Raw genomic sequence first — 11926 nt, forward strand, 5'->3', positions numbered from 1 at the left:
GTCAGGCCACCTTTCCCACGGAGTCGGCCCGGAGGGGTCCGCCGGTCCACCTGTCCACGATCGCCGTGACCTGCTTGGCGACGTCCGCGCAGTGCTCCGGGTCGTGCAGGAGCGACAGGTGGCTGGAACCCTCGACGGTGGTGATCTCGCCGCCGGTGCCCGCCTCGACGTACTCCTCGTACAGTTGGAACTGTTCGGGTAGGTGCTCGCGGGTCTCGCCGGCCGCGATCACGCTGACCGGCACCTGCACCTTCTCGATCGGGCGGCCCCCGTCGAGCATGAACGGGTACACGTACGACCACTCCCGGCGGCTGGTGCGCCAGGTCGAGGCGGCCGACAGCTCCCAGCGCAGCTGCTGCCGGTACGGGCTGTGTTGCGCGAAGGCGAGGATGCCCCGCTTGTCGAGCAGTGCGCCACCGCCCAGCAGCATCGTTGTCGACGCCAGCACGAGGGTGGAGTCGAGCTGGGTGGCTCCGGCCCGCTGCGACCGGCTGAGCTGGAGCTGCCGTGGGTGCATCGGGTCGAGCAGGATGATCCCGGCGGTCCGCTCGGCTGCCTCACGGGCGGCCCGCTGCACGAGGTAACCGCCGAGCGAGTGCCCGACCAGGACGGTCGGACCCTCGGTCATGACGGTCAGCACCTCGACCAGATCGGTGACGCTCTCCGCGATGCAGTACCGCTCGTTGTTCCGACGCAGGGAGTTGCGGTACCCGGCCCGGTCGTAGATGACCACGGTCGCGGTGGGGTCGAGGTGGTCGAGCAGTTGCCGCCACGCCATCGCGCTGGTGATGTGCCCGGCTTCGAGCAGCATGGTCGGCCCGCCCGGGAGCCCCGGGCGTCGGTAGCAGGCGAGGATGTTGCCGGTCGGGCTGACGACCCGCTCCCGCTCCAACTCCGGCGGGTCGGCCTTGGCCCGCAGGCTGCAGTAGATCTGGTGACCGACGCCGGCGACACCGAGGGCGCCCACCAGCAGCCCGGTCACCTTACCGAGACTCGTCATGACTGCCCCGTTCCTTTCGCCAGTGCCCGGACGGAGGGGTAGGTGGCCACGAACGCCCAGGCGAAGCGGGACAGCCCCATCAGTCGGGCGTTCGCCAGGTGGAACGAACCCATGGCGAGCAGGCCGAGATCGATGTGGCGCCCGTTCTTGAGCAGGAGCAGCGGGAACCCGCACTCCAGGGCCAACACCGCATGGCAGAGCAGGCGCGAGGCGGCCGGCCACTTCGACAGGAGCTGGAAGAACTGCTCGTCGCCGTACGTCTGGGTTCGCATGATCTTGATGAGGGCGTCGCCGCTGCGCCACCGGTGCCCCGGCAGCTTGGCGAGGCCGGAGGCGCCGTAGGCGAGCACCGCCTGGGCGCCGATGAAGTCACTGGCGATCTTGCGGCTGCGGTCGGTGCCGCCGAGCCGGCCCAGCGCCGCCGCGGTCTGCACCAGGAACGACACCTGGTCGGAGCCGTCCGTGCCGAAGAAGTGTCGTGGGTAGACCACCAGTTGCGAGGCCGAGAGGTACGCGTTGCACGCCATCCGGACGCGGTTGTCGCCGACCGGTGAGATGAGGACGGCGGCAGCCGCCGCGCGGGAGGCGTGGATGGCCTGGGTGACTGGCTCACGGGCGACGAGGTCCATCAGCTTCTGGACACGGCGCGACTTGAGTGGGAACTGGTCGCGGGTGTACTCCCAGTTGTTGAGTCCGCCCGGCTGTCGATCGACGGAGCGGGCCATGTATTCGAGACTGCTCAGCAGGTGGGTGACGGCGCTCAGCCTCTCGGCACTGCTGAGAGGCTGAGCGCCGACCTGCTCGGCAGCCCGTCGGAGACGGTTCTGCAGCTTCACGTCGGGGACCCAAACTTTCGGCTAGCTGTTGGCGGTCTTGGCGATTGCGGCGCCGGCCGCCGCGCCGGCCACGGCCCACGCCGCGATCTGCGCACCGGCCTTGAAGGCCACGACGAATGCCGCAGGCGTCGCCATGACCGGCATGATCGCCTGGTTACCGGCCACGGCCTGGCAGGCGTTCACCTTGCTCAGCATGATGTTCGTGCAGGTCACTGGTTCGTCACCTCGTACGCGACGTAGGCCGCACCGGTCACCATGCCGGCGCCGGCCGCGAAGCCGAGCGCCTTGGCGGCACCGGCGGCGATGGCCGGGGTTGTCGGGCAGGCGATGGTGAAGGTGGCCATGATCGGCGCTGCGGCACCCTCGGTCGGCGTCAGCGGCACGTAGCCCGCCAGCGCCGGGTTGCTGTTGACCTTGTCGAGAAGCATGGATTTCCTTTCCAGGGTGTGTGGAGACAACTGTGTGAAAGCGTTGGCGACCATGCGCCAGGGCCTGGTTCGCCGTAACGGGAAATCGCGGGATCAAGCCGTTTTCGACTGACCATAGTGGCGGAAGTTTGGGTCCCTGACGCCTTCCCGTCCTTCCCCGTCGGAGCCGAAGAGTGCCGATTGATTGACGACTCAGGGATCAACCGGTGCCCTCGTGCTTTTCGGTTATAGCAGCGATCCGTGGGAATCCGTCACCATGGATTTTGAACCCCGTATGTCCGCTTTGGACGCGCCAAGGTCACGATGAGTATGGAGATCAGGGAAATCTGGTACACGTAGAGTCACATTGGAGGGTCGATGAGGGTGTCGTGTTACCTAAACGTTATCCGTCTTCCGGCTGCCCTAATCAGGGCAGCTCAAGAAAACCTCAAGAAGCGGCCTTGCCGCCGGATGGCTCTGTCGGCCCTTCTAGGCTGAGGTGTCGGCTCGATGTGCGGAGTCGCGCTCCCGCATTTCTCGACGCGGTCAAGAATTGTTTCCGCTGACCGCCTCCGCAGGCTTTTCCGCCGCCGGGCGCACTCGTCACCGAGCACCGGGCGCAGGCCGCAGATCACGATGGAGATGGACGGCCGGGCGGTGGACCGACCGGGCGGTATTGCTCAGTGCGAGGACGCCGGTCCGGTTCTGTGGGTCGAACGCGAGGTACGCGGCGTACCCGCCCGTGGTGCCGCTGTGCCAGAACTCCCGCGGACCGTCGGTGGTCAGGTCCGGCCGGTGGCTCAGCCAGCCCAGGTGGACCGCCCGCGACCCGTCGACACGGTGCTCGATCCGTTGGCAGAGCGCGGTTGCCTCGGCCAGCTCGCCCCCGTCACGCAGATGGGCGCGGAGCAGCAGCGCCAGATCACCGGCGGTCGAGCAGAGCCCACCCGCGCCGACCAGGGCGGCGAGGTTCCACCGGGGAGTTGGTCGCCGCCGGGCGCTGTGGCCCTGCGCGAGCCGGTCGGCGTCGACGGTCACGCCTGTGTCGTCGAGCGCCAGGGGGCGGCAGACGGCATCCGTCACGAGGGTCTCGTAGGTCGTGCCCACCCGCCGGGCGAGAGCCAGCCCCAGCAGACCCATGCCGAGGTTCGAGTACCGGAAGCGACGGCCCGGCCGGCTCCGCAGCCGGGTTCTCGCGAGGCCGGCCAGTAGCCGATCCGTCGTGCAATCCCGGTACGGGTCCGGGTGGCCGGGATGCGTCAGGGCGCGGCGCAGCAGTCCGGCCGGCAGTCGCGGCAGCCCCGCGGTGTGGGTGGCGAGGTGGCTCAGAGTGATCTCCGCGCCGGCCCAGGTCGGCACCGACGCACCTGGCGGGAGCAGGTCCTGCAGCGGCTCGTCCAGGCTGACCGTGCCGGCGAGCGACAGGCGCGCGAGGGCGAGCGCGGTGAAGATCTTGGTGATCGACCCGATCTCGAACACGGTGCTCGCGTCGGGAACCGTCGGGGCCGGGCCGCCAGTGCTGCCCGCGCCGTGGACCACCACGCTGTCGGCCGTGACCGCGGCGGCGACCGCACCCACTCCGCGCCTCGCCAGCCGCTCGGCGGTCCGTCGGACGAGGAGATCCAGATCGGTCATCCGTCCATCATCGTTTCCTCAAGAAGCCCTCAAGACACGACAGGTGTCGCGCCACAGGTGTTCGAGCGGTGCAGATACTGGCTCGGGATTCCAGGGCAGCCGCCCACCCCAGATCCCTTCACGACACCCCGAGGGTAGCTGTCGGTGATCAGTGCGCCCGGTGGTCGACCGGGGCGCGTCCGCGCGGTCTCGGGGGCAGACCTTGCGACAGGAGGAACCATGCGGAAGTTTCGTACCGGCCTGGTGACGGCCATCGCCACGCTCTCCCTGATCGGCGTTGCCGCCCCGGCCGCGGCGGCTCCGGCCCGGGCCACAGCGGCGCCGACCGTGGTGCCGTGGTCGGCATCGCACGGCGACGCCACCGCGAGCGGTGGACGCTGGCTGGAGACGCGCAGCGGTCAGTTCATCCCCGACGTGGTGGTCGAGGGACAGCTGGAGACGACCGGTACCGGTTGCCACGCGGTCTGGGTGCAGTGGCGGCGTGACTTCTTCCCGTTCCCCTGGACCCAGGTCGCCAGCCGGTGCGGTGCCGGGACCACCCCGGTGACCACCCGCTACTACGGCTACCTTCCGACGGTGACCGGCCAGCTCAAGGTCTGCCGAGGCCAGGCCGATCAGCAGGACTGTGGGCCGTCCACGTCGCTGACCAGCTGGCCGGTGGCTCAGCCGTAGCGGTGACCGGCCTGCGGCCGTACTCGCGCAGGGCGAACATGCCGGCCACTCACTATCGTGGACCGCCATGGGGGAGTCGGCGGAGCCGGTGGGCGAGGTGCACGTCCTCGGTCAGTCGCGGCCCTGGCCCGCCATCGCGATACCGGCCGTGATCCTGGTGGTGATGATCGTTGTCAGGGTGCTCTTCGACCTGGTCAACTGGATCGTCGTGGCGTTTGGTGCCGCCTCGACCATCGTCGCCATCACGCATCTGCGAAATGCGGTGTTCGCTGACGACCTGGGGCTGCTGGTCCGCGACCGCTCAGGCTTACGGCGTTCGTACGCCTGGGAGGAGATCGAGCGAATGGGTTGGGTCGATGCGGGAATGATGTGGGGGAATTCCCTGGCGGTCTACCCCCGGGGCGGTCCCTACGATGTGCCGGGGCCCAACGCCTCTATCAACGTGGGGCGCATCTGGCGTCCGGGCCGTCGACGCTCTGCGGACCCCCTGCCCGAGCTGCTCGAGACCCATGGCATCAAGGGATTGTTCGATCAGTGAGCAGTTGACGAGGTGCACCACCCGCCGGCGGCCGGTCTGCGGCGCGTGCCGGCTCTTCCAGGGCCTGCGCCCGCCCGTCGGCCACGGCATGATCGCGCTCGATCCAGGATGTAGTGGTGTCGCTGGCGTAGGAGGCCACTCGATCCAGGATCGAGCACGATCATGCGGGCTGCGGGCTGCGGGCTGCGGGCGGCGGGCGGCGGGCGGCGGGCGGCGGGCGGCGGGCTGCGGGCAGCGGGCAGCGGTCTGCGGTCTGCACCGCTCAGCGGTTTGCCCGTTTGATACCTCGTCGGACGAGGCCGCTGATGCCGGGGAGGGTGATCGCCCGGATGGTCAGATCGCTCATCCAGACGTGGAATCGGCTGGGTGGCGCGTACTGGGCCATTCCCCGGCGGGCGAGTGCCTGTCGTTTGCTGACCTCCGGGCGGAGTCCGGTCTCCCACTCGGAGAGTGCGGCCGGGAGGTCGTCGGGGTGTCGCCGCAGGGCGGTGCCGAGGTGGTCGGCGCCGGCCAGTGCGAGGGCCGCGCCGTGTCCGGCGAAGAGCGTCACACACCACGCCGCGTCTCCGAGCAGTACGACGCGGCCGGTGCTCCAGCGCGGCATGACCACCTGGCTGACGGCGTCGAAGTAGGCGCTGGCCGGGTTCTTTTCCAGGTGGTCGATCGCGTCGGGCACGCCGCCTGACAGATCGCCGAACGCGGCCCGGATCGCGTCGACTGGTCCGCGCCTCAGGTCGGCGGTGGGCTCCGCGCTGCGCCAGGTGAAGAACGCCGACGACCGCTGCGGGCCCAGGTTGACGATCGCCGCGGTGCGCCCGGGGCCGATGTACGTGGTGGCGGACGACTCGGGCACGCCAGGCACCGGGTGGGTCAGGGGGAAGGCGGCCACGAGGTACGGGAGGTCCACCCGGAAGTCGGGGCCGAACACGGCGGTGCGGGTGGCCGAGTGCACCCCGTCGGCACCGACGAGCAGGTCGGCCTGTTCGATGGTGCCGTCGCTCAACTCCACGCGTACGTGATCGGTGTTCTGGTCGATGGAGGTGACGGTGGTGCCGAAGCGGATGTCGACACGGTCTCGCACCGCTTCGAAGAGGCTGGCTTCCAGGTCGCCACGGAACACCGAGAGGGCCCGCGTGCCGAGTGCTGCCTCGGCGATGGCGGACGGCACGGTGAACTTGGGTCGTCCGTCGGCGTGGACCAGCACTGTGGTGAACAGCCCCAGGTCGGCGGCGGACAGCGCGGGGAGCAGGCCGAGGCGTTCGGCGGCGTCGTAGCCCGGACCGATCAGGTTCACCATGTAGCCGCTGCTGCGCCGGGCCGGGGCCCGCTCGGCCACCATGACCCGCCACCCCTCCTGGTGGAGTCGCAGGGCTGTGGCCAGCCCGGCTATCCCCGCGCCCACGATCACCGCACGTTTCATCCCGCACCTCGCCACCTAGAATGAGCATCTGCTCAAACCAGTATGAGCAACTGTTCATACCCGCGCAATGACGGCGGCGGGACCGCCTAGACTTCAGCCATGCCGCGCGGAGTCGCCATCCCAGCGCTCAGACAGCAGCTATTCGCTGCCGTCGAGCGGTTGATCGTGGAGGAGGGGCCGAGCCGGCTCACCGGCCGGGCCGTGACGCGCGAGGCGGGCGTCGCGACCGGCCTGCTCTACGCGCACTTCGCGAACTTCGACGATTTCCTGACCGGGTTCGCGGTCGACCGCGTCTTCCACATCTCCGGCGAGGTGGCCGGCCTGCCGGAGCGCGCCGGGTCCGGCACTGTCGCCGACAACCTGCGCCAGGCCGTCCTGGCGACACCGCTGGACACGCTGACGGCATTGACCCGGCTGACCGCGTTCAGTCCGGAGTTGACGGCGAACGTCGAGGCGGTCCTGGGCAGCGGGATGTCAGGGCTGCGGGGGGTCGAACGCGCGGTCGCCGGCTACCTGGCCGCCGAGCAGAGCCGTGGGCGCGTGCCGGCCGGCGCCGACACCGAGGCACTGGCCCTGGCGGTGGTCAGCGTGCTGCACCACGTCGCGCTGACCGGCCACACCGACTCGACAGCGGAGCACCGGATCCAGCGGGTGATCGACGCGCTCACCGCCGGTTTCCCCGCCACCGCACGCTCCTGAGCCGAACGCGGCAAGGCGGTGTCGCAACCTGGGGCGCTGAGCAGGCCCGGAACGGCTCACTCATAGCCGACGCGGACGATCAGCCTGCCGTCCCTGGGGTTGGCTCCTACGTAGACAGACGCCGGGTCGAACAGGGTCGGCGGCAGGCTCAGCTCCTCGGTGAGACCCATCTCGCGTGCCAGATCCTCCGGAGACTGCCCCGCCGCGGGCACCAAAGTGATCGTTCGCCAGCATCCACCGGAGGCGCATTCCATGCTCTCTTCGGCGACCGTTGCTCCGGCCGGCACCTCCGGTATCCGTGACTTCGGCGGCAACGATCCCTCGGTCTTGAACACCTGCAACCACAGGAACGACAGGACCCACAGGCAGGACAGCAGGCCCAGCGTGACGGACACTGCCACGAGGATGCGCCTGGTGCGTCTCCTCAGCGCGGTCCGTGACGTCATCGCGCGAGGATAGCCGGGCACGGTTGATCAGCCGGGGCAGGAGTGGGCTGAGATCAGCCGGTGAAGGGCTCGGGTCCGAGCCGGCCCCAGGCCACGAACGCGGCCACGGCGAGGTAGACCAGATTCAGCACGATGAACCTCGCCTCGCCGTGGCGCAGGTGGGTGATCATCGCGCCGACCATCAGCAGGATCCAGCAGACGGCGGTGACCGGCACCAGCACCGGTGCGATGTCCAGCACGGCGGGCAGGATCAGGCCGACCGCGGCCAGGAGTTCGAGGACGCCGAGGGTCTTGACGAAGCCCACGCTCGCGTCGCCGGTCCACCCGCCGCCGTTGGCCGCGGCCAACTTCTCCTTGGGTACGAATGTCTTGGTGATGCCGCCGGTCAGGGCGACTGCGGCCAGCAGTCCGGCCGCGATCCACAGAGCCAGGTTCATGAGTCTTCCATTTCGTGTCGGGGTCGCCCACCAGACACCGCCAGCCCGCTCGCCGTGACGGCTCGGCACACGTGACGTGGCGCACGGGGGCTCGGCGTCACAAAAGGCGGGGGAGTGGTGTCCTGTGGGCGACGCGAACGAGACCGACGAGACTGGAGAACGCATGGATGCTGGAGCGGACGCCGCTGTCGATGGATTCGTCACCCACCGGAACCTGCTCTTCACCGTCGCGTACGAGATGCTGGGCTCGGCCGCCGACGCCGAGGACGTACTCCAGGAGACCTGGCTGCGGTGGGCGGACGCTGATCTCTCGACGGTGCGGGACCAGCGTGCGTACCTGGTCCGGATCACCACCCGCCAGTCGCTCAACCGGCTGCGTGCGGTCGGCCGGCGCCGGGAGTCCTACGTCGGCTCCTGGTTACCCGAGCCGTTGTTGACCGCACCCGACGTCGCCGACGACGTCGAACTCGCCGAGAGCGTCTCGATGGCGATGCTCCTGGTGCTGGAGACGCTGGCACCGACCGAGCGGGCGGTGTTCGTACTCCGTGAGGTCTTCGACCTTGGATACGACGAGATCGCCGAGGCGGTCGACAAGAGTTCGGCCGCGGTCCGTCAGATCGCCCACCGGGCGCGGGCGCATGTCGCCGCGCGGCGGCCCCGTGGGATGGTCTCGCCGGCCGAAACCCGACGTGCGCTCACCGCGTTCCGGCTGGCGGTCGAGACCGGCGACGTGCAGGGCCTGCTCGACGTCCTCGCGCCGGATGTCGTGCTCCTCGGCGATGGCGGCGGGATCAAGCAGGCCGTGCTGCGGCCTGTCGCCGGGGCCGACAAGGTGGCCCGCCTGCTGTGCAGCACACACGGCAGGACCGCGACCATGTCGCTGCACCCCGCCCAGGTCAACGGTCACCCGGCGCTGGTTCTGCGGCTCGACGGCGCGGTCGACACGGTCCTCGCGCTGCGTATCGACGACGGTCTCATCAGCGGGGTCTACGCGGTGCGCAACCCGGAGAAGTTGTCGCACATGCGGAGCGAAACGGCCCTGCGCCGCTGATCGCCCGCCTGCGTTCTGCGCTTCCTCGCCCGGCTGGGGCTGGCCTGGTGGCGGGACAACACCGCCGCAGGGAGCAGTCCTGCGGATCTAGAAAGGGGGCGTGGGTGTCTCCGGCGACCGGTGGCGGGAGCGTCGCGTGTCCGCCCCGGCGACGCCGAGCAGCACCACGGCGGCAACCGCGCCAGCGGTGAGCGGCTGGAGGTGCAGTGCAACCGGCGTGAGCAGGCCGAGGGCGAGCAGGCCAACAATCCGACTCCGGGAGACGCGGCCGAAGACCTGGTATTCGAGGGTGGATCGCCCGGCGAGGAAGAGCGCGGGGCCACCGAAGATGGCGATGAGCCAGGCAGCCGGGAGGTGCCCGAGCGGCTCGGTGATGAACAGTTCGAAGCCGACGCCGGTCAGCACGATCGCCGCGATCATGACCATGTGGGCGAACGCCATGTCGGTCGCGAGCCGGGCGGCGTCGCGGGAGCGGCCGATGGCGGCGTCCAGCACCCTCCCCGCGACGTGGAAGTAGACCAGCCAGAGCAGGACGGTGGTCGTCAGGGCAAGGAGGAAGCCGCCCGTCTGGTCGGCGTGAAAACCGCTACCGCTGTACGCCAGCCCGATGACGAAGACCGCCTCACCGATCGCGATGAGGAAGAACTGTTGGTACCGCTCGGCCAGGTGCTCGGCCGCGATCACCTGGCCACCGAAGCGCTGCGCGCCGAGGCGCGGGGTCGGCCAGCCGAGGAACAGTCCGGTGTAGTCGATCAGCACGGCCAGGGTCCAGAGCGTCCCGCGGACCGTGCCCGTGCTGGCCAGGCCGCCGATGACCCAGAGCGGCGCGCTCAGACCGAACCAGACCAGGACCCGGGTGGTTTGTCGAGAGTCGGGTCGGCCGTGCCCGGCGATGTGGAAGTAGACCACCCGGCCGATCTGGAGGCTGACGTAGGTGATGGCGAAGAGACCGGCCCGGACGCCGAAGCCGTCAGGTACCGCGACGGCCATCGTCATGGCGCCGATCATCGTTATCACGATGACGGTCTGGACGATCGGCGCTTCCGGGTCCAGCCAGCTGGTGGACCAGACGGTCAACACCCAGACCGCCCACAGGGCCAGAAACAGCAGCAGGGCCTGACCGAGCCCCGCGTACACGCCGCGTTGGCCGTCGGTGAAGTCGACGATCACCCGTGCCGAGATCCGGGTGAGGGCGAAGACGAAGACCAGGTCGAGGAAGAGCTCCAGGAAGGTCGCCCGCTGGAAGCTGGCCTCGCTGCGCACCAGTCGTCCGGCGTGGTTCTCGCTCATCGGCTCGCCACGCGCCGGTGTCGCCGAACGAGCACGTGCCCTCCCGTCGCGGTGATCTCCTCGCCTAACGAGCCAGGGGCCTGCTGTGGCACGTGGGGGAGGGGTCGGGCCCACCACAACAGTCACCAATCCGTCACCCGGCCGCTACGGCACGTGTACGCCCTTACGCTCGTGGGCGTGCCCGGACCTGCCGAGAAGGCCACTGAACAGGACCGGCGTGACCTTCTCGTCACGGTCGCGCGAGAGCTGGCCGAGACGGAGGGCTGGGCGGGTGTGACCACCCGGCGGCTCGCCGAACGGACCGAGATCGACATGGGTGACATCTACCGGCACTTCGCCGACCTGGAGGCGCTGATCGCCGCCGTCGCGGTGTGCGCCTTCGCCGACCTGGCCGCCGACCTCGCCGAGGCGCACGCGGAGATCGCCGGCAGCCCCGAGGGGGTCTGGCCGGCGGTCGCGACCGCGTACCTCGACTTCGCGTACACGAATCCCGAGGTCTATGACGCGATGCTCGCGCTGACCCCCGACCTGGCCCTCGGCGTGGATGGTGTGCCGGCCGCGCCGCGGGCGGTCTTCGCCGAGCTGCGGGCGGCCCTGACCCCACTGGCCGAGGGCCGGGACCCGGACACCCTCGCCGAGGTGGGCTGGAGCCTGCTGCACGGCGTGGTGATGCTCACCCGTGGTGGCCGGCTCCGACCCGAGGGGCAGGAGGAACGCGAGGCTCTGATCGCGCAACGGCTGTTGCGGTGGCCCGTGACCACGCCGCCGCCGACGCCCCCGATCGTGGTCAGTTGAGGGGCTCGCGGTCGGCCGGGCCCTTGTCGGTGAACCGGAACGTGGTGTTCAGCGGGGCGTTGCCCAACTCCTTGAGGACCAGGCCGTTGCCGGAAAGGTGCTGGAGGAAACGGGTCTCGCTGCCGATCGCGTACGTGCCGTTGCCCTTGGCGATGATGGTGAACCGCTGGATCGGGTCGTCCTGGTCGCAGACGACGGACTCGATGGTCAGTTCGGGCTCGATGTCCAGCCCGTTGACCTGCCAGCAGGAGGGGTCGTCGTTGGCGGGGTGGCCGTCCTTCACGCCGAATGCCCTGATCACGTACCGGTCGCCGCCGATCGGCGTCGGCACGAACAGGACGCGACCGCCGGTGTCACCGCCCTCCTCGAGCCGTCCGCTGAGCTCCAGCGCCTTCCCCGAACCCTGCACCCGGGTGATCGTGACCTCGCGCTTGCCGGAGAGCAGCGGGTCGGCCGCCGCTGCCGACGACGTGGCCGGTGCCCCCGCGGTGGGCGACGGCGCGCCTGTCACCGCGCCCGACGGCGTCGGGGTGCCCGCCGCGGTGCCCGGCGCCCTGTCCGCACCGCCCTGGCACCCCACCAGCGCGCTGGCGCAGGCCAGCATCGCCGCGCCGGTGACCCACTTCATGGTGACCATGCCGTACTCCTCAAGAGCCGTCCCGAGCGGTTCACGGAAAATCGGGAAGATCTGACATCTGTC

15 protein-coding genes are annotated in these 11926 nt (G+C 69.9%); 5 read left to right on the forward strand and 10 right to left on the reverse strand.

Annotated features, from left to right (window positions below):
* Position 1: 1 nt before the first annotated feature.
* The 5 genes from ACFYL6_RS15375 to ACFYL6_RS15395 form a co-directional block, all read right to left on the reverse strand.
* Complete coding sequence (locus ACFYL6_RS15375) at positions 2-1000, reverse strand: alpha/beta fold hydrolase (RefSeq protein WP_387171532.1); 999 nt, start codon at positions 998-1000, stop codon at positions 2-4.
* Positions 997-1836, reverse strand: coding sequence for a hypothetical protein (locus ACFYL6_RS15380; RefSeq protein WP_387171534.1), 840 nt, complete (start codon positions 1834-1836; stop codon positions 997-999). Before ACFYL6_RS15380 ends, ACFYL6_RS15375 begins: the two co-directional genes overlap by 4 nt.
* A gap of 21 nt (positions 1837-1857) precedes the next feature.
* On the reverse strand, positions 1858-2049 hold the full coding sequence (locus ACFYL6_RS15385; protein ID WP_387171536.1) for a hypothetical protein: 192 nt from the start codon (positions 2047-2049) through the stop codon (positions 1858-1860).
* Complete coding sequence (locus ACFYL6_RS15390; protein WP_387171538.1) at positions 2046-2264, reverse strand: hypothetical protein; 219 nt, start codon at positions 2262-2264, stop codon at positions 2046-2048. Before ACFYL6_RS15390 ends, ACFYL6_RS15385 begins: the two co-directional genes overlap by 4 nt.
* A gap of 582 nt (positions 2265-2846) precedes the next feature.
* The gene (locus tag ACFYL6_RS15395) at positions 2847-3878 is read right to left on the reverse strand and encodes a serine hydrolase domain-containing protein (RefSeq protein WP_387171540.1); all 1032 of its coding nucleotides are present in this window, start codon (positions 3876-3878) and stop codon (positions 2847-2849) included.
* 219 nt (positions 3879-4097) lie between these two features.
* On the opposite strand from ACFYL6_RS15395, the gene ACFYL6_RS15400 reads away from it, so the two are divergent.
* Both ACFYL6_RS15400 and ACFYL6_RS15405 read left to right on the forward strand, forming a co-directional pair.
* Positions 4098-4550 (forward strand): hypothetical protein, encoded by a 453-nt coding sequence (locus tag ACFYL6_RS15400; protein WP_387171541.1) that lies wholly within the window; start codon positions 4098-4100, stop codon positions 4548-4550.
* 67 nt (positions 4551-4617) lie between these two features.
* Positions 4618-5088: a hypothetical protein gene (locus ACFYL6_RS15405; RefSeq protein WP_387171543.1), complete on the forward strand. Its 471-nt coding sequence runs from the start codon at positions 4618-4620 to the stop codon at positions 5086-5088.
* A 262-nt stretch (positions 5089-5350) separates the two neighbouring features.
* Here the strand turns inward: ACFYL6_RS15405 and ACFYL6_RS15410 are convergent, their stop codons facing one another.
* A complete protein-coding gene (locus ACFYL6_RS15410; protein WP_387171545.1) occupies positions 5351-6508 on the reverse strand; it encodes an FAD-dependent oxidoreductase in 1158 nt (385 codons plus the stop codon).
* 99 nt (positions 6509-6607) lie between these two features.
* Between ACFYL6_RS15410 and ACFYL6_RS15415 the strand changes: the two genes are divergently transcribed.
* Positions 6608-7207: a TetR/AcrR family transcriptional regulator gene (locus ACFYL6_RS15415; RefSeq protein ID WP_387171547.1), complete on the forward strand. Its 600-nt coding sequence runs from the start codon at positions 6608-6610 to the stop codon at positions 7205-7207.
* A gap of 56 nt (positions 7208-7263) precedes the next feature.
* Here the strand turns inward: ACFYL6_RS15415 and ACFYL6_RS15420 are convergent, their stop codons facing one another.
* The gene (locus ACFYL6_RS15420; protein ID WP_387171549.1) at positions 7264-7653 is read right to left on the reverse strand and encodes a hypothetical protein; all 390 of its coding nucleotides are present in this window, start codon (positions 7651-7653) and stop codon (positions 7264-7266) included.
* A 53-nt stretch (positions 7654-7706) separates the two neighbouring features.
* Positions 7707-8090 carry a DoxX family protein gene (locus tag ACFYL6_RS15425; protein WP_387171551.1) on the reverse strand — a complete coding sequence of 128 codons (384 nt, stop codon included), beginning with the start codon at positions 8088-8090 and terminating at the stop codon, positions 7707-7709.
* Between the two features lie 163 nt (positions 8091-8253).
* Between ACFYL6_RS15425 and ACFYL6_RS15430 the strand changes: the two genes are divergently transcribed.
* On the forward strand, positions 8254-9141 hold the full coding sequence (locus ACFYL6_RS15430; RefSeq protein ID WP_387171553.1) for an RNA polymerase sigma-70 factor: 888 nt from the start codon (positions 8254-8256) through the stop codon (positions 9139-9141).
* Positions 9142-9228: 87 nt separating this feature from the next.
* Here the strand turns inward: ACFYL6_RS15430 and ACFYL6_RS15435 are convergent, their stop codons facing one another.
* A complete protein-coding gene (locus ACFYL6_RS15435; RefSeq protein ID WP_387171555.1) occupies positions 9229-10431 on the reverse strand; it encodes a low temperature requirement protein A in 1203 nt (400 codons plus the stop codon).
* A gap of 177 nt (positions 10432-10608) precedes the next feature.
* Between ACFYL6_RS15435 and ACFYL6_RS15440 the strand changes: the two genes are divergently transcribed.
* Entirely contained in the window at positions 10609-11226 is a 618-nt protein-coding gene (locus ACFYL6_RS15440; protein ID WP_387171557.1) for a TetR/AcrR family transcriptional regulator, read from the forward strand.
* Here ACFYL6_RS15440 and ACFYL6_RS15445 read toward each other — a convergent pair.
* Complete coding sequence (locus tag ACFYL6_RS15445) at positions 11219-11863, reverse strand: hypothetical protein (RefSeq protein ID WP_387171559.1); 645 nt, start codon at positions 11861-11863, stop codon at positions 11219-11221. The two genes, ACFYL6_RS15440 and ACFYL6_RS15445, sit on opposite strands and share 8 nt — an antisense overlap.
* Between the last annotated feature and the right edge of the window lie 63 nt (positions 11864-11926).

Origin of the sequence: Micromonospora sp. NPDC007208, from assembly GCF_042869175.1 — a bacterium.
Classification (GTDB): Bacteria; Actinomycetota; Actinomycetes; order Mycobacteriales; family Micromonosporaceae; genus Micromonospora; species Micromonospora foliorum.